This window comes from Verrucomicrobium sp. BvORR034, from assembly GCF_000739635.1.
Classification (GTDB): Bacteria; Verrucomicrobiota; Verrucomicrobiia; order Verrucomicrobiales; family Verrucomicrobiaceae; genus Verrucomicrobium.
The window spans coordinates 24,645-42,090 of record NZ_BATQ01000185.1; the positions used below are offsets into that span (position 1 = coordinate 24,645).

15 protein-coding genes are annotated in these 17,446 nt (G+C 61.4%); 7 read left to right on the forward strand and 8 right to left on the reverse strand.

Annotated elements, in window-relative coordinates; all coding sequences use genetic code 11:
- Positions 1-36: 36 nt before the first annotated feature.
- Positions 37-945, reverse strand: a complete 909-nt coding sequence (locus tag BV034_RS33530; protein ID WP_050031296.1) for an AraC family transcriptional regulator — start codon at positions 943-945, stop codon at positions 37-39.
- A 152-nt stretch (positions 946-1,097) separates the two neighbouring features.
- Between BV034_RS33530 and BV034_RS33535 the strand changes: the two genes are divergently transcribed.
- Positions 1,098-1,859, forward strand: a complete 762-nt coding sequence (locus BV034_RS33535; protein ID WP_050031297.1) for an SDR family oxidoreductase — start codon at positions 1,098-1,100, stop codon at positions 1,857-1,859.
- Between the two features lie 102 nt (positions 1,860-1,961).
- Here BV034_RS33535 and BV034_RS33540 read toward each other — a convergent pair whose 3' ends face one another.
- Complete coding sequence (locus BV034_RS33540) at positions 1,962-2,462, reverse strand: hypothetical protein (protein ID WP_050031298.1); 501 nt, start codon at positions 2,460-2,462, stop codon at positions 1,962-1,964.
- A gap of 235 nt (positions 2,463-2,697) precedes the next feature.
- On the opposite strand from BV034_RS33540, the gene BV034_RS33545 reads away from it, so the two are divergent.
- The 3 genes from BV034_RS33545 (at position 2,698) to BV034_RS33555 (ending at position 4,054) form a co-directional block, all read left to right on the forward strand.
- Positions 2,698-3,096 (forward strand): hypothetical protein, encoded by a 399-nt coding sequence (locus tag BV034_RS33545; RefSeq protein ID WP_050031299.1) that lies wholly within the window; start codon positions 2,698-2,700, stop codon positions 3,094-3,096.
- A gap of 65 nt (positions 3,097-3,161) precedes the next feature.
- A complete protein-coding gene (locus tag BV034_RS33550) occupies positions 3,162-3,704 on the forward strand; it encodes a metalloprotease family protein (protein ID WP_050031300.1) in 543 nt (180 codons plus the stop codon).
- A 23-nt stretch (positions 3,705-3,727) separates the two neighbouring features.
- A complete protein-coding gene (locus BV034_RS33555) occupies positions 3,728-4,054 on the forward strand; it encodes a hypothetical protein (RefSeq protein WP_050031344.1) in 327 nt (108 codons plus the stop codon).
- Positions 4,055-4,080: 26 nt separating this feature from the next.
- On the opposite strand, the gene BV034_RS35485 is transcribed toward BV034_RS33555, so the two are convergent.
- Positions 4,081-4,770 carry a DUF5329 family protein gene (locus BV034_RS35485; RefSeq protein ID WP_050031301.1) on the reverse strand — a complete coding sequence of 230 codons (690 nt, stop codon included), beginning with the start codon at positions 4,768-4,770 and terminating at the stop codon, positions 4,081-4,083.
- 822 nt (positions 4,771-5,592) lie between these two features.
- Entirely contained in the window at positions 5,593-8,550 is a 2,958-nt protein-coding gene (locus tag BV034_RS33565) for a PQQ-dependent sugar dehydrogenase (protein ID WP_265593773.1), read from the reverse strand.
- Between the two features lie 233 nt (positions 8,551-8,783).
- Between BV034_RS33565 and BV034_RS33570 the strand changes: the two genes are divergently transcribed.
- From BV034_RS33570 to BV034_RS33580, 3 genes are all read left to right on the forward strand, one after another.
- Positions 8,784-9,278 (forward strand): nuclear transport factor 2 family protein, encoded by a 495-nt coding sequence (locus tag BV034_RS33570; RefSeq protein ID WP_063768980.1) that lies wholly within the window; start codon positions 8,784-8,786, stop codon positions 9,276-9,278.
- An 84-nt stretch (positions 9,279-9,362) separates the two neighbouring features.
- Positions 9,363-10,232, forward strand: a complete 870-nt coding sequence (locus BV034_RS33575; RefSeq protein WP_050031303.1) for an aldo/keto reductase — start codon at positions 9,363-9,365, stop codon at positions 10,230-10,232.
- A gap of 757 nt (positions 10,233-10,989) precedes the next feature.
- Positions 10,990-12,045, forward strand: coding sequence for an alcohol dehydrogenase catalytic domain-containing protein (locus tag BV034_RS33580; protein WP_050031345.1), 1,056 nt, complete (start codon positions 10,990-10,992; stop codon positions 12,043-12,045).
- 183 nt (positions 12,046-12,228) lie between these two features.
- On the opposite strand, the gene BV034_RS33585 is transcribed toward BV034_RS33580, so the two are convergent.
- The 4 genes from BV034_RS33585 to BV034_RS33600 form a co-directional block, all read right to left on the reverse strand.
- Positions 12,229-12,471 (reverse strand): hypothetical protein, encoded by a 243-nt coding sequence (locus BV034_RS33585; RefSeq protein WP_265593775.1) that lies wholly within the window; start codon positions 12,469-12,471, stop codon positions 12,229-12,231.
- Positions 12,472-12,691: 220 nt separating this feature from the next.
- The gene (locus BV034_RS33590; protein ID WP_050031305.1) at positions 12,692-13,897 is read right to left on the reverse strand and encodes a sialate O-acetylesterase; all 1,206 of its coding nucleotides are present in this window, start codon (positions 13,895-13,897) and stop codon (positions 12,692-12,694) included.
- Between the two features lie 36 nt (positions 13,898-13,933).
- Complete coding sequence (locus BV034_RS33595; RefSeq protein ID WP_050031306.1) at positions 13,934-15,337, reverse strand: DUF1552 domain-containing protein; 1,404 nt, start codon at positions 15,335-15,337, stop codon at positions 13,934-13,936.
- 30 nt (positions 15,338-15,367) lie between these two features.
- Positions 15,368-17,371 (reverse strand): DUF1592 domain-containing protein, encoded by a 2,004-nt coding sequence (locus BV034_RS33600; protein WP_265593776.1) that lies wholly within the window; start codon positions 17,369-17,371, stop codon positions 15,368-15,370.
- Positions 17,372-17,446: the final 75 nt, after the last annotated feature.

Sequence of the window (17,446 nt, forward strand, 5' to 3'; positions counted from 1 at the left end):
CAGGCATTTGGCGGGAGGATTTGCCCTCTCCTCGTGCTACGCCAGGCGGACCAGCGCTTTCCTCAGCCGCTCCGCTTCGGCAGCAGGGCCTTCGCCAAACAGGCGCTTGAATTCCCGGCTGAACTGGGAGGCGCTCTCATAGCCCACCTGCAGGGCCGCCACCCCGGCGTTGGCCCCCTCATGCACCATGAGTTGACGGGCCTTGTGCAGGCGGATGTTCTTCAAGTATTGCAGCGGGGAGGACGACGTCACCGCTTTGAAATGGGCGTGAAAGGTGGAGACACTCATGCCCGCCTCCTGAGCCAGGAGGGTGACATCATGGTTCCGGGTGTAGTCGATGTGCAAGCGATTCAGCACCCGGCTGATCTGGCCAAAGTGGCTGTCCGGCGCCGCCAGCAAACGCAAGCTGTGACCCAGCGGCCCCTGGAGCACCCGGTAAACCACCTCCCGCACCCGTTGTGGTCCCAGAATGCGCGCATCCTCACCGGTTCTCAAGCTCTCCAAGAGGCGTACCGTGGCCTCGCTGAGCGATTCGTCGAGGCTGGCGGAATCAATGGCATGGGGTGCCAGATCCTCATCCTTGGTGGAGGTCATTTGCAGGAGCAACTCGGCCACCATCGCGGGCTTCACCTCGATGGACACGCCCAGCAGCGGCTCGCCCAGGCTGCCTTCCGTTTCACACTCAAAGGGCAGGGGCACCGCCAGCACCAGATAGTGGTTGGGGTCGTAGATGATCTTCCGCCCGTCAAAGGTGCCGGTCTTGCGCCCCTGGGCGATGATCACAATGCTGGAATCATAGACGATGGGACTGTTCGGCACATGCTGCGTGGAGCGCATGAACCTCACCTCCGGCAGTCGGGAGTCGCTGAACCCCTGCCCCGCCGCCAGCTCTGACAAGAGAGCGATGAGACGCGGGTTCGGACACGGAACGGAAAGATCGATCATACAGAACAGAAGAGCGACAGCGACAAGATGAGACAGGTGCAGCCAGCCTCCAAACAAAATACGTGGCCCACCCGTCCCATCGGAGGATCAGGCAAATCTCCCGGAGTTCCAGGTATGGTGCCGGCCGCCGGGCCGGGGTATCAATGGGGCGTATGAAACACACCCAAAAGATCGCCCTCATCACCGGCGGCAGCCGGGGCCTGGGCCGCAACACCGCCCTCAAACTCGCCTCCGACGGTGCAGACATCATCCTCACCTACCGCCAGGGCAAGGCGGAAGGCGAAGCCGTGAAAGCTGAGATCGAGGCCCTCGGTCGGAAGGCTGCCCTCCTGCAAATCGATGTGGCGAAGACCGCCGGCTTCGAAGCATTTCACCAGTCTCTGAAGGCGGTGCTGGAGGAGACCTGGCAGCGGAAGGACTTCGACTTTCTGATCAACAACGCTGGCATTGATCGCGCCTCGCCCTTCGCCGAGACGACGGAGACCGACTTCGACGACCTCATGAATGTGCACTTCAAAGGTGTGTTCTTCCTCACCCAGAAGCTGCTGCCTCTCATAGCCGATGGCGGTCGCATCGTGAACACCTCGACGGGCCTGGCACGATTTTCCATTCCCGGCTACGCCGCCTACGCCTCCATGAAAGGGGCCATCGAGGTCTTAACCCGCTACCTGGCCAAGGAGCTGGGGCCGCGCCGCATCAACGCCAACACCGTCGCCCCCGGCGCCATCGAGACAGACTTCACCAAGGACGCCCTCAGCCATCCCGGCCTGCGTGATTTCCTCGCCTCCCAGACCGCCCTCGGCCGCGTCGGCGTGCCCGATGACATCGGCGGTGTCATCTCCTTCCTCTGCTCCGAAGAAGGGCGATGGGTCAATGCGCAGCGCGTGGAAGCCTCTGGCGGGATGTTCTTGTGATTGATCGGTCAGCCGAAGTTGATCCCTGTAGGGGAAGTCGAGGTGGCGGGCAGGAGTGTCAGAGTTTTCCTTCGAACCCGGAGGGTTCTGTGCCCCTGCCGCCTACTCCTCAAACAACCGGCCGATCGCCGGGATGTCCTCCATCAGCTTCTCCTGCTTGCGCCAGAATAGGATGTGATAGTCGAACCGGGGATCGGCCTCGTCCTCCATGTAGCGAAAGGCGATCGGAGCGCCCTCCGCCTGCCAGTTGAGAATCTTGGCAGCGCTGATCGCTGCGTCCGGAAGCCGCTGCCCAGGTTGGCGAGGACACACGAGGGCATCGAGGACGTCCCCCGACTTCAAGGAGAGGTCGCCCGCCAGTAAGCACCGTAAATCGTAGCGCCGCACCACCGGCTCGCCCTTCGTCCGATCCTCGGCCTCGACCAACTTGCCGTTCACGGTTCGCACCCTGAGCGTGACCCGTTGCAGGCTCTTTTTGGAGACGACGCCGGGGCCCGACGGAGGCGCCTCTTTTGGCACCTGATTCCCCTGCCAGTATCCGAGCCCAGCCAACACGATCAATCCTCCAACAAAGACGAGCTTGAGAAACGGAGACAGCTTCATGGAGACACTCCATTCATGACATGAACGCACTCCTTACACAACCGCGCCTCCTTGTTTTTCCACTTGCCTCCGATGCTCCATGACGCAGCATGGCGATCCACGATCTGGATCTATGGACGTTCCACCCCCTCTTCCCCCTGCTGAACAAACCGACCCGTCGGTGTGCGCCAATTGCGGCAACCCCCAGTTGAGCGATCGCACCCCGCTGCCCGTCTGTGAACCTTGCCGGCATGCGATGGTGCGCTTCCCATTTCCCATGTGGGTGAAGGTCTGTGCCACATTGGTCATTGCGCTGCTGGCAGCAGCCCTCGTGCAGATCCCCGAGAAATGGCGGGCGGCGATGAACTATGCCGGAGCGGGTCAATTTGCCGAGACCAATGACTGGGATGCGGCCTACGCTTCCTACAGGCCCTTCGCCATCAATCATCGTGAAGACACCGACATGCAGCTGCGCTTTGCGGAGATCTGCGTGAAAAGCCACCACCTGCGTGAGGCCGAAGAGACCATGAACAGCCTGGAAGGGAGAAGGGTCTCGCAGTACCAGTTGGACAAAGCTGACCGTATCGGTTCGGACCTGGAATGGGCCATCAAGAAGGAGGCGAAGAACGCCGCATCCCGCCCCCTGCAAAACTAGAGTCGAGGCACCTCTCTCCAAGTGGCTGCCTTCTCACCCACCATCTTCAACGCCTGCCCTGACTTATGATCTTCATCCCTGCTCCCATCATCGCCGCGCTGACCTTCCCAGGCGTGATCGTGCATGAGGCCGCCCATCAACTCGTGTGCCGTCTCACCGACACACCCGTGCTGGACGTGAAATACTTCCAGATGGAAAACCCTTCCGGCTACGTCATCCATGCCCGGCCAGACAGCGCCTGGAAGCACTTCTTCATCTCCGTCGCTCCCTTCCTCGTCAACACTCTCCTCGCCATTGCCATCGCGTTCCCAGTCGGGTTGGGAGCGGCAGGCAAGATAGAGCCCGGCATCATCGAAATGCTGCTCGGCTGGCTCGGCATCTCCATCGGCATGCATGCCTTCCCCAGCACGGGAGATGCGAGCAGCCTCTGGCAATCCATCAAAGCACCCACCACGGGCTGGGGCCTGCGACTGCTCGCCACTCCCGTCTGTGGGCTCATCTTTCTCGGAGCCATGTTGTCCGTCGTCTGGTTTGACGCACTCTATGCGGTTGCGATCTGCTTTGGCACACCGCATCTGCTCGTGGACTATGCGGCGGCTCATCCGTAAGCATGGGTCGTATGGATCTGGTGATGGCTACGTCTCTCTTCCAGAACCTGAAGCTCCAGCTTGTCGCCTTTTTTGATCTGTCAAAAGACGCGCTGCACGTCCACATTGGCCTGCTGGCGTTTGTCATCACGCTCGCCCTCGTTCGTCGCAAGTCTCGTTTTGTCATCGCCTGGGCGGCAGTGGTCTTTATTGCGGCAGCTGGCGAACTGCTCGACATGCGGGATGATGTTGCCTCTCTCGGCCGCTGGCGCTGGGGCGCGAGCCTGCACGACATCGTGAACACCGTCTTCTGGCCCACGATGCTCATGGTACTGGGTTCGATCACAGGCCTCTTCCGTGCGAAGCCGTAGCGTGAATCGAACGGATCCAACGTGGCTCAATTCAAGCTCTGCAACTCAGATCGCAGATAGTCCGCCAGATTGACCAGCCTCCCATCAGAAAGACGCAGAGTATAGGGCTCATCAGTGAGTGACGATTGCGTGGCAACCTTGGCGACGAAGTCATCGGCAGACTTGATCTCACTCTTGGCGGCGGCGAGTTTCTTCCGCAGATGGCTGGCCGCCTCCTCGGCGCTGTGCTCCCCGCCATTGCGGAGAAACTTGGCTTCCTTGAGCCCGGCAATGTGCTGGATCAGATGCTCGATCTTGTCCTGCTCGCTCAAGAAGGCGATGGAGGCAGGCTGGATGACAAAGGTGGCAAAGTCTTCACCAATCAGCGCATTGTTGAGCTGTTTGAGCTTCAGACGATACGCCGCGCCTTGATAGTCGAAAGCGGCAGCCTCCCCCTGCGACATGAGTCGTCCGGCGAGCACGCTGGCCCCGTCCTTCATCGCCAGGGAAGTCATGACCTTGTCCGCCGTAATGTCATCGATGGTGAGGCGCAGCGCTTCATCAGTCCCTGGAACCGGAGTGGTGGAGCGTTGTTTCACAGTGATGATCACACTCTTGATGGCGGGCGCCGGCGCAGGAGCTGCAAGAGAATCTTCCCTCTTTGAGCAACTGGTGGCACCGGGCACCACCAGGAGGATGAGAACCCATACGGGAAGAACTCGAGGCAGGCAGTTCATGGCGTTGGCGTGTTGTGATTGAGAGCAGCAAAACACAACGGGCGACGGGGTGCAAGAGCGTGTGGGGAATGGTGGCGGCTTACCCGGCCACACACCAACAAGCCTTTATCAGCTTGCCCAAAGGCTCAACAGGCCCAGCGCATCACCCTCTGTCGTATGACTGCCAAGGCCGGTCGTAGTTGTCGACGTGAGGAGAACGAACCAACCGCCACGTTTTGGGGTGGCCGCCAAGGAACCACCTTGAGGTGCCCGCCCCAGTGCGAAGTTGATCCCCAGCGGGGATCTCTAACACAGCCCAACGTTGGACGAGCCCTAAGCGAGTCAACGTTGGGTACCTCCGCGGAGGAGGATCAGGTGGGAAGGCCGACAGCATCTGCTTTCTCCCCACCGCCATCAACACCTCCACGTCGCTCGAATGCGGTGTTGCACGAATGTTTGGTGCACCTCGCGAGGCCACCCGCTGACTGACGTTCCCGGCAAGATGCCGGAAACAGCACGCAAGATGCGTGCGCTCTCCCCTGGCTTCTCCGGCACAAGGCCATTTTGAGAAGTTGCCAGACCGCGTTACGCTACCCAGGTTCCTTGGCAGCCACTCACCGAAGCGTCTGCTGCGTGGTTCTTTCCGGAGACTTTTTTCCGACGTCAGAAGCGGTCTGCGCATCCATGTACCCAAGAACAACCTCCACCTGGATGCGAAGCATCTTTGGAGTGCGTGCGGGAACCGCCGCTTTCGCCAGACCTTGTGACGCCTCGAACCCTTCGCCATCCGCCGGATTCCACGCCCTTTTGCTCCAGGGCGCGAATGCGAAACCTGGTCACCTGTCAATTGTCCCTCAATCTCACCCTGAAGAACTGCCGGCTACCAGCCGCGGGGCCGGTCAGGGTGACGGTACCGCCGGCCTGGGGAAGGCCGCTGTTGCCGGGCACATCCCAGTAGAACCAGTCAGAGAGGTTTGTGGAGGTTTCCACCACGGCGGAGCGGTTGGGCGGGACGCTGAAGGTGACCGTGATGGTGTCCCCGGAGGGGCCGGTCACGGCTGGCTCCACCTTGAAGAAGCTTGCCCCATCCAGAGGCGAGGTGGAGGCCAGATACTCCGCGGTGTTGTTCACGCCATCATTGTCCGGGTCAGCAAGCGGATCCCCGTTGGTCGAGTTCGATGAGCCAAACTGCTGCAACCGCCAGTCAGAAAAAGTCTGCCGGGTGGGCAGGCTGCTGCTGATCCAGGTGGTCAGCAGGTCGATGGCCTGGGTATCCAGTTGATTGCTGCCGATGGGAGGCATGCGGGTGAATCCATTGGTCACGGCGACGCGGTTGAGCAGCACCGAGTGAGCGGTATCGCCCGGCACGACCAGCTTGTTTGCCGTACTGCCGCCGTTGTTCACCGCACTGCCGTTGATGAGGCCGGTCTGGTCGAGCGTCAGTTCCATGCGGCCGTCCCAGGCTGCGGGTGCGGCGGAGCCACCCGCCATGTGACAGTAGGCGCAGTTCACCGCCAGGTAGCTGCGCACGCGGGATTCCACCGGCTGACTTGTCTCGTCGAGACGCACGTGCCGGGGCAGGACGTTGGGCGGCTCCGGGGTATTGCTGAAATAACCCGCACTGCTGAGCAGCGAAAGAAAGTTCCCGCTGAAGCCATTCACCGTCTGGGATAGGTTGAGCTGCCGGGTGTTGAAAGAAAGGGAGTGCCCCGCCTGGGGAGTATGGCAGATCATGCACTCCGCGCGACTGGGGATGCGCCAACGCTGCACAGCGGGGCTGCCGCCAGCGGTGATATTGACATCAAACTCCACGCCCGCATCCGGCACCAGCGTGGCTTCGGTGCCCGCGTCATTCCAGCGGTAACTCACGCCATAGGCTCCTGCAGCATTCTTCACCAGCACCCGGGTTTCCAGCCGCTTCTTCGTGGTGGGATTGTCGCGATTCAGCGGCAGGTCGAAGTGCTTCACCCAGATCTGACCGTTGGGGAAGGTCCACTGCCCGTCCCTGCTCCAGGTCATGGTGGCCCCGGCGGTGGGAATGCTGAACCAGCGGCTTTTCAACGCGTGATCACTCCAGAAAGCCAGATTCGGAGCATAGGGCAGCAGACCGGGCGAGGGGGCGAGATCGGTCAGATCTGCAAACAGGCCCGTGGCACTCAAAGTGTCGGGATAGGTGCCCGTGGCCGCGGTGGAAGTCAGGCGCAGCAGGCGGCCGTCATTGTGATCCACCAGCAGCACATCCTGATTGGAGGGATCCTTGCCGAAAGCCACCACGCTGCCTTCGCCGGCGATGCGGGTGACCGTGGGGGCACCCGCCCCATTGCGCACCAGGCTCCAGATGTGTCCTGACACATGATCGGAGAAGATGTACGCACCAATGAGGTTGGAATAGCGCGTGCCACGGTACACCACACCGCCTGAAACCGAGTTCCCCTTGAAGTTCGCGTCCCCGCCGCTCACGCCGGTGTGCACATACTCATAGAGGGGAGGCGTGTGGTACAAGGAGTCAAAATTCGCCGGCGCCTGGCCGGACTTGAAGCCGTTGTGATTCCCCTCCCGGTAGGCCCAGCCGTAGTTGCGCCCCTTGGTCACAAGGTCGATTTCCTCATACGTGTCCTGCCCTACATCCGCCAGCCAGAGTTCACCGGTCAGGGAGTCAAAGGAGAAGCGCCACGGGTTGCGAAAGCCCACGGCCCAGAACTCCGTGCGAATCGCTGAGGTGTTGGCGATGGTCACCCCGTTGAAGGTCGTCGCCCCCACATAGGGATTGTCCGGGGGAATGGCGTAGCTCGCCACGCCTCCCGTGAGAACTACCGCGGCATGCGCGTTGGGCGCCAGGCTGCCGGGTTTCTTGTCCACATCGATCCGCGCCACAGCAGAGAAAAAGTCCTTGGTGATGGTCTGGCTGTTGTTGAGCGAGTCGTTCTGGTTTCCTTCATCACCCAAGGAGATGTAGAGATAGCCATCCGGCCCGAAGTGAAGGTCGCCGCCATTGTGATTGGGCGCATCATCCCGCTGCTGGATGAGCATCACCTCACTGCCGGCGTCAGCCACATTGGGGTCCGTGGCACTGGCGGTGAAGCGGGAGACACGCTCGTAAGTGATACCGCCCGTGGTGACAGAATAGAAGATGTAAAAATAGCGGTTGGTGGCGTAGTTCGGATGAAACGCCAGCCCCAACAGGCCCTGCTCGCTGGAGGTGCTGAGGGTTTCACTCCGCGGCGTCAGCACATTGGGAAGATTCAGAAACGTGGATACGGTGGGCGTGGTGGATGTTATGTCCTGAACCACACGCAACAGCCCGCCTTTTTGACAGACAAACACCCGGCGTGTGTCCCCTGGAGGTGAAGCGATCGCAGTCGGCGAAGAAAGCCCGGTCACCACCGGCGTGAGCTGCACGGCCAGCGGAGGCGGCGTGGCCGGGACATTGTAGCTGCCGGAAATGCGCAGACTGTTGGAAAACGCCACCGTGACCGTGGCCGTGTTGGAGGTGCCCTCGGCGCTGGTCACCCGATAGGTGAATGAGTCACTGGTCGGGGAGCCTGACAGATGAGTGTAGAGGATGCGCCCACTGCTGTCCACGACAGCACTGCCCGACTGTGGAAGCTGCATGATGGTGAGAGTCGGGCTGCTCACGTTCCCCGTGTCGTTCGCCAGCACGGCTATTCTCGCCTTCTGGGAATGATGCATCACCACCGAGTCGTTGACCGCCACCGGCGGCGCAGCCTGGATCTGGAAGGAGGACGCGAACAGCCCGACCGATGCCAATCCGTAGCGAAGAAGGAGCCGGGAATATCTCATGGCAGCAGGGGGTGTGCGGCAGCGGGTCGAGTATACGGATGCAGGCTCTCCGAGCACAAGTTCGGTTTCCATGTGGATTTGGATGTAGGGGAGTTACAACAGCCGTCACCCGGACCCTCGCTTCCCGCGAAGAAAAAGGGCGCTGCCCCTGTCACGATTTCGCGACACCTCCCAATGGGCCTCTAGCGCACCCGCGCCCTGAAGAATACACCTCCCACCCCTAATCCAAAGATATGAAAACCACTCTGCAACGTCTCCTCCTGGGTCTCCTGCTCTGCACGGGTCTGCGAGTCGCCGCCACCCCAGACAGCGCTGGGGCAGCCAGCAACAAAGCGGCAGTGCAGGCCGCCTTCGATGCCTGGCGCGCCGGTACCGGCGGCCCCTTCGCCCTGCTGGCCCCCGACGCCACCTGGACCATCACGGGCAACTCCATTGCCGCCAAGACCTACACCTCGCGGGACGCCTTCATAAACGAGGTGATCAAGCCCTTCAACGCCCGTCTTTCCAAGCCTCTCGTGCCCACCATGCGAGGTCTCTATGAGGACGGGAACACGGTCATCGCCCTCTTCGACGGTGAGGCTCTCGCCCTGGACGGCAAACCCTACCGCAACACCTATGCGTGGTTCATGGAAATGCACAAGGGCCGCATCATCAAAGTGACGGCGTTCTTTGACGCGCCCGCGTTCGACGACTTCTGGAAGCGGGTGGCTCCCAGACCAGTTCCCTGAGCGATATCAAAGGGAGAATACCGCCCACACGCCGTCCGTACACGTAAGACTGCTTGCCCCCCTGAGCCTATCCTTCTTCCAACCATGAACCTTTCTGACCAACCCGCCGTCCAGAGCGGCACCTTCCTCATCGGTGGCGATCTTCCCGTCCACCGCCTCGGCTTCGGTGCAATGCGCATCACCGGTCCTGGCATCTGGGGTCCGCCCGCAGATCATGCAGGGGCGCTGGCTGTCCTGCGCCGCACCGTGGAGCTCGGCATCACCCTCATCGACACCGCAGACTCCTACGGGCCGTTTGTCTCCGAGGAATTGATCGCTGAGGCCCTGCATCCCTATGCCGATGGTCTCGTAATCGCGACCAAAGCCGGGCTGCAACGCCCCGGCCCCGATATCTGGGAACCCGACGGCCGCCCCGAGCACCTGCGCTCCCGCTGCGAAAGCAGTCTCCAGCGCCTGAAGGTGGACCGGATTGATCTGTACCAACTCCACCGCATCGATCCCAAGGTTCCGCTTGCCGACCAAATCGGCACGCTGGCGGAACTCCAACGGGAGGGCAAAATCCGCCACATTGGCCTCTCCGAAGTTTCGGTGGAGGATATCATGAAGGTGCAACAGTACGTGACGGTGGCCACCGTACAGAACCGCTACAACCTCGGGGATCGTCACTCGGAGGACGTGCTGCAATACTGTGAGCAGCAGAACATCGGCTTCATCCCGTGGTACCCACTGGCCGCCGGGGACATGGCCTCCAACCCCAACGGTCCGCTGCAAAAAGCTGCCCACCACTATGACGCCACTCCCGGGCAGGTCGCCCTGGCCTGGCTGCTGCAGAAGTCACCCGTCATGCTGCCCATCCCCGGCACCTCCAGCGTGGCCCATCTGGAGAGCAATACTCACGCAGCGCTGTTGCATCTGGATGATGAGACCATGCATGCGCTCAGCCAGAGTGTCTGAGACTCCTTCAAAGAGATTGGCCAGCCCTAACTGGCCTTGCGCAAAGGAGCGGCGGTTTGTGATGGCACAAACCGCCGCTCTTTGATTTTCCACAGATGTTTGGTCATGCTTGTCACTGTCTCTCTAATCTTGGATGTGAAAGGCAGTCAGACCGCCACAACTCCTTTGGAGCAGACACTTCGAATGCAGTATTCCCAATGTAGACTCGCTGGAAGCTCGCCAACGTTGGGCTTGTAGCCGCATCCTCATCGACGAAGAGCATCTACACTGCGCAGGTTCCCCGGCGGCCACCTCGAGCGTGCGCAGTTAATCCCCGAAGGAATTGTGGCACAGTCCAGTGGTTGGACGAGTTCCGCAAGGCCGGACGAGTCAACCTTGGGGACCTCCGCGGAGGACGATCAGGTGGGAAAGACGACAGCATCCGCTTTCTCCCCACCGCCTCCATGTCGCTCGAATGTTTGGTTACACGTCGCGAGGCCACTGACGTTCCCGCCAAGATGCCGGAAACAGCACGCAAGATGCGTGCGCTCCCCTGACTTCTCCGGTCACCAAGAAGCGAGGCTCCATGGTCACGAGACCCAGGAAGAAAAAAGTGCGGTCTGTCTGTCACGATTTTCCGCAGCCTCCCAATGGCGGTGTGGCGACTCGCCATTCCCGTGGGCCTCCTGTCCAAGCCGCCCGCCTTTGCAGGCATCCGCTTGGCCTTCATCCACCCAGTACAAACACAATTCAATCCTACATCCCTATGAAGACCACCATGCTCGCCGCCCGCATGCACGCCTACCACCAGCCGCTCACCCTGGAGGAAGTGGCCGTGCCTGACATCCAGCCCGATGAGGTGCTCGTCAAAGTCTCCGCCGCCGGCATGTGCCGCACGGATGTGCAGCTCCTTGATGGCTACTTCCGCCCCTATGCCGAGTCCACGTTCCCGCTGACACCGGGCCATGAAATCGCCGGTACCATACACAAGATCGGCAACCTCGTGCCGGCATCCTCAGGGTTCGAGGAAGGTGACCAGGTCGTCGTAGTCGGCGGCTGGGGCGATGGCACGTGCCGTCACTGCCAGAAGGGCAACACCCAGATCTGCGGTCACGGCCGCTGGCCGGGCTTTGGCCTCTATGGCGGTTATGCCGAATATGTCCCCATCCCCTCCCGCTACATCATCAAAGTGGACAAGAATCTGGATGCCGCCGAGCTGGCCCCGCTCACCGACGCTGGGCTGACACCCTATCGCGGCATCAAGAAGCTGCGTGATGCCGGAGCCCTGGGCCCGGATCGCGTTCTCGGCGTCTTCGGCGTAGGCGGCCTGGGTTCCTATGCGGTACAGTACGCAAAACTGCTCGGAGGCGGGGCCAAGGTGGTCGCCTTTGCCCGGAATTCCGACAAGCTCGCCGTGGCCAGCGAGTACGGGGCCGATGCCGTGATCAGCACCAAGGACAAATCGACGGCCGGGATCCGCAAGGAGCTGGAGAAGGCCGTGGGCCAGGGCGAGCTGGACGCGGTGATTGACTGCGCCGGAGCCCCGGAATTCATCCGCACCGGGTTCGAGTTGTTGTCCATTGCCGCTCACTACACCGCAGTTGGGCTGGTGGGCGACCGCATTGACATCCCCCTCTTCCCCCTGGTGGCCCGCGAGTACACCCTGCACGGCTCCTTCTGGGGCAACTACACCGACCTCAGCGAGGTCATGGCCCTGGCAGCGGCCGGCAAGATCCGCCACACCGTCAAGAAGATCGGGTTCAAGGACATTAACGAGAACCTCGAACTGCTGCGCACCGGTGACATCGTGGGACGCGCCGTGATCACGTATTGATGCCCCTTATCGCCGTGCCCCGCCTGGTTTTGATGCAATAGACGCATCGGGCCTGACGGGTTGTGGATCTGAGGGCAAGAGACCCTCGACATCTCGCTCGGAGGCACTGTTCGTAGTACAAACTTTAGTTTGTACTACGAACAGCTTCCAAAGCTTCGCCTGTGAAGTCGGTCCATTACCAGTTTACTTCCTGCCCCGAACCCTAAACTGAGGATGAGCCTCTAGATCGACCTCACTGTAGCGCCCCCCTTTCTCCACCGTAATGACCTTGTAGGGGGCAGGCCTGGAGTGCCTTCCCGGCACCTCGTAAACAATCACCACGTAGGTCCTGCCGCCTACCTCCTCTTTCACCCAGGCTTCCTTCACCAGCAAATCGAGATGGAGCGATTGAAAGTGCTGGGTGGCCTGTTTCGCACGGGGGTTCATGCTGGAAATTCCCAACCATCTCCTCAGCCATTCCCATGCAAGCATGCTGTATCTTTGCACCTGCGGACGCTGTACTTCCAGCATATTTCGTTGTGCCCGTTGGCATCAAGCCACGAAACCAGAGGACTCGCAGGCAAAGTAGTGCAGCACTTTAGTGCGTCAGTCGAACGGCTCCCGTATCTCAATACCGAGCTAAAGCTCTGGACTACATTCAGCTGCCTCAACGCTGGTCACCCGTCCGCAACAACACCTCCGCGAACGCCTTGCCCATCAGCGCAAAGGTCTTCGCGCAGCCGAGGTAGTGGTAGCCTGCGTTGGAAGCGCCCCGCTTCCACAAAGCCTCTTCCGCGGGCGAGATCAGATCCGCCTCGAACTTCTTCAAGTACTCCCGCTGCTGCACTTCGCTCATGGAGCCATCGGCATTGGCGTGCCTGGCGCTCTTCGTCTTGAGGTAATAACCCATCTGCCGCACTTCATCACGCTTGTCGGCGATGGCCCCGAGTTCCTCGGACCAGAATGGGGCGGTCGGCACGGCGATGACGTTGCTCTTGAACTCCGGCAAGGCCGCCGGAGCCGCCATGGCCTCACGGAAGGCGGCAATGTGTTCGTTCGGTTTGCTGCCTCCTATGCCCATCACCCCGATGACAAAGGGCATCTGCGGGGCGCTGATGTCTTTGCGCACATCGCGAATGAAGTTGGCCAGCAGGCGGCTGTATTCCGCGTAGCGCGGGGTGGCATTGTCCGGCTTCGGCAAGGGATACACATCCCGGTTCACCATGTCGTTCCAGCCCTGAAGCCAGACCATCCCGGCGATCTCGTAGCCCTGCTTGTCATCATAGGCCGGGCACACGCGCTTGAGGTCGGACAGCACGTGCTTCACGTGCCCGATCATGAGGCGGTAGTACTCGCCGGACTGGGCCTCCGCATACTGCCCCTTTTCGATGTCCTTGGCCGTGCGCGGGTACACGCCGGAGCTTGGTGAACGGAAGTCGTGGTACAATGACTTGCCACCCCACGCCGTTTTGATGATGAGAACGGGTTCTTGGAGCGCCTTGTCCAGCGTCAGCCCAAAGGTGAATTCAGGCCCGATCTTGCCTCCGTCTTTCGCTGGATCCTGGCGGGAGCCAAAGCCTGCGGTCAGCTTTCCCAATCCCTCGCCGTTGGTTTTACCGGCGCCCGTGAAATAGGAAATCCAGACATGATCGCAGCCGGCCGGCCTGCCATCCGCGCCCCGCATCTGCTTGAGCAGCGGTGCGGTGGCGGCATCGTCCCCGATGTAGTCAAAGGTCTCCACCTTGGCGTGCCCTTCCATATTGGACTGGCCCGCCAGGATGTAGATCTTGAGCTTGCCCGGAGGAGCGGCGCTGGCGTTGGTGCAAATCGCCAGCGGCACGAACAGGACCGCGAGGAGGAGGAAGAGCTTCATGGCGTGTAGGTACGCGCCACTTCACCCCTCCTTTCTCTATACCTTCACCATCATCTCTGTGATCTGCCTGGTTGCATTCCCAATTGGACGGTCCAGCGGCACGCCCGCGCAGGCGAGGAGGGTCGTGAGCAGATCTCCCTGAGTGCCCTTCGTCTCGGCGAAGAAGCGGCCAGTATTGATCGAGCCACCACCTTTGCCGGCGATGATGAAGGGCAGGTTCTCGCGGGAGTGCTTGTTGCCATCCTCCAGGCCGGAGCCCCACATCATGATGCAGTTGTCCAGCAGCGTGCCGTCCCCCTCCTTCAGACTGGCCATCTTCTTCACCATGTGGGCGAACTGGGAGATGTTGAACGCGGTGATGGCGGCCACCTTGCCCACCTTGTCACCCTGGTTGTTGTGATGGGTCTGGGAGTGGTGTTCGTCCTTGAACCCGAGCTCGGGATAGGAGACGCCGTTGGGCGTGGAACCGATGTAGGTGCTCACCCGGGTGGTGTCCGTCTGGAAGGCCAGCACGTTCAGGTCACACATCACCTGCATGTACTCGCTGCGTCGGTCGCCCTCCGGGATCCTGATCTCAATGGGCGGGGAGTCGGCATCGTTGCGCCGCCGGGTGCTGACGCCCGCCTTCTCCAGCGCGGCCTCCTTCTGGCGGAACTCAATGGAAGCGATGCGGCGCTCCAGGGAGCGCACGCTGTCCAGGTACTCGTCCAGCTTGTGCTGGTCGTTCTGTGGCAGGGTGCGACGCAGGTCCTTGGCCCCGCCGATCACCAGATCCAGCATGCTGCGGTCCAGCGCATCCGACTGGCCGGCACCGCGACCACTCCGCTCCTGGCCGCCGAAGTCATTGCTCTTGAAGAGCCGGTTCAGCACGTTGCGCGGATTGATCTCCGCTGGCACGGCCTGGGTGGGGGAACGATAGCTACAATGCGAGTAGTACCCCTCATTGAGCCCCTCCTGGTTCTCCTTGTGCGTCTGCGGCATGGTGGCCAGCTCCAGGGAGGGCAGGGAGGTGAGCCCGCCCACGTAGTTGGCCGCGATCTGGTCCGCCGAGATGGCAATGTTGATCTGGTTGCGCCGGTTGGCATCCGGGAGCGTCGCGGTAAGCCAGGTGGAAAGCTCCAGCGCATGAGGCGCGCCGTTGAAAGGGGCGATGGGGACACCGGAGATGCCCTTCATCAACAAACACTGATCCAGCACCGGTCGCAGTGACTCCAGCGCCGGAGGCGGCGATGTGAGAAAGCTCTCCGGGGTCGCAGGCCAGAACTGGTCCATGATCACGCCATGCGGCATGTACATGAATCCGATGCGCACTGGGGGCTTGTAAGCGGCCTTGCCCTTGAGGGCATCTGCCCAGCCCATCGTCTCCAGAAGAGGCAGCGCGAGGGAGGCACCGAGCCCTTTCAGACACGAGCGACGATCAATCAGGAATCTACTTCTCATACGACAGGAAAGGTCAGCTTGCAGGCGGTGTTAGTTTTGCACGCGGCGATTCAGGAAAGGATAACTCGTCACCACCTCAGTGATGAGGGTCTGCATGCGGTAGCCGTCCTTGGCAATGTTCTCCATCATGCGGTCCACCACGATTTCATCGTACCCTTCGAGCTGCCGGCACAGGGCGTAAGCGAGCAGCTTCTCTGTCAGGTTACGTGCCAGCTCGCTCGAACGGGCGGCGATGATAAGCTTGAGTTCCTTGGGCGTCGCAAAGCGTTTGCCACCAGGGAGTTCACCGGCTGCGTCAATGGCCCCGCCTGTATCATCCTGATCGCGCCAGCGGCCGATGGCGTCGAAGTTCTCCAGGCCAAATCCGATGGGGTCCAGCACCTTGTGGCAGTTGGCACACACGGAGTTGGTCAGGTGCATCTCCGTGCGCTGACGCAGCGTCATGTTGGCCACCGCCTTTTGATCCTGCTTCTCCAGGGCGGGCACATTGGGCGGAGCGGGCGGCACGTGCTGCCCCAGCACCTGCTCCAGCACCCACACGCCGCGCTTCACCGGACTGGTGCGATTGGGGAATGAAGTGGTGGCCAGCACGCCGGGCATGCCCAGGATGCCGCCGCGGTTTGCATCCGTCAGCTTCACCTTGCGCATCTCCGGCCCGGAAACGGTCTTCTCCATGCCGTAGAGCTTCGCCAGGGTCCCGTTGAGGAAGGTGTAGTCACTGTCCACCAGGCTGACCACGCTGCGGTTCTCCCGCACCACGCTCTCGAAGAACAGGCGGGCTTCATCATACATGGCGGTCCGGAGTTCACCCGTCATCAGGGGGAACTTCGTGGTGTCAAAAGTCTTGCTCTCCAGCTCCCCAAGCTGCAACCATTGGGCACCAAAGCCGTCAAACAAGGCCCGCGACCGGCGGTCCAGCAGGAGGCGCTTCACCTGCCCCTTGAGCACGGCGGGTTCGTGGAGTTTACCGCTGTCTGCCAGCTCCATGAGCTCCGCATCCGGCATGGTGGCCCACAGCAGGTAGGAGAGACGGGAGGCGAGCTGGTGATCATCCAGCGGCACGATCTTGCTCCCAGCCGGGGCCTCCGTCGCCGGGGTGATGAAGAGGAACTGGGGAGACACCAGCACCGCCTTGTACATGAGGCGCAGCGCGGCGGGATAGGCGAGCTTGCTCTGCGTGGCGAGGTCAAACACCCCCACCAGCGTGTCCAGCTCGGCTTCGGTGGGTGGGCGGCGGAAAGCATTGCGGGCCAGCGAGCGCGCCACCTTCCGGGCGGCTGCCCGTGGGTCCGCTCCTTGAGCTGGCGCTTCGCCAAAGAGGCGCGCTTGTGTTTCCGTGGGCGGCGCATCCAGCGGCGCAAGCACCTTGTCCAGCACTTCGTTGGCGATCCCGAGATACTCCTCCAGATGGAGCGGCGAAAGAGTGTTCATGTACCCTTCACCGAAGACTTCATCCGGCAACGCATGCGCCACCGCCGGATCCACCCCATAGAGATCCCGCAGGGTGTTGCCGTACTCCACCTTGGTGAGGCGACGGATCACAAAGGGACCGGGATCTTTAGGGCTGAGAAACTTGAGCTTGGCAATCCAGTCCGCAAACGCCTGGCGCTCCGCCTCAGTGGGTTGGGCGTCCTCGTCGTCCGGCGGCATGTCCTTGCTCATCACCGTGGCGATGGCCTGCTTCCAGTGCTTGCTGAATCCCGCAGCACCCGGGTTCTTCAAGGCGGCTTCAAAGTTGATCCCGCCCTTGGATCGCCGGTTCCCATGGCACTGCTGGCAGTAGTCTTTGACGAATGGAGCGACGCTCTCGCGAAACGACTTCTTAATCTCTCCCTGGAACGCCACCAACTGGGCCTCCTCATCAGAAAGAGCGGGCTTCGGTGCTGGTGGCGGTGGAGAAACGGGTGAAGGGGGCGCTGTTTGCACCTTGGCAGGGACAGCTCCTGCTGGGGTCGCAGACGCGATCTCCTGCCCGGCGCAAGGAAAAGCCCATGCCGTCGCCAGGCCCGCGCTGAGCAGGAGCTTGGCCTTCATACTACGTTGAAAAATCTCGGAGACGGTCATTTTGAGCTTCAGAAAGAGCACCGTGGTACAAACGGACCATCTCAG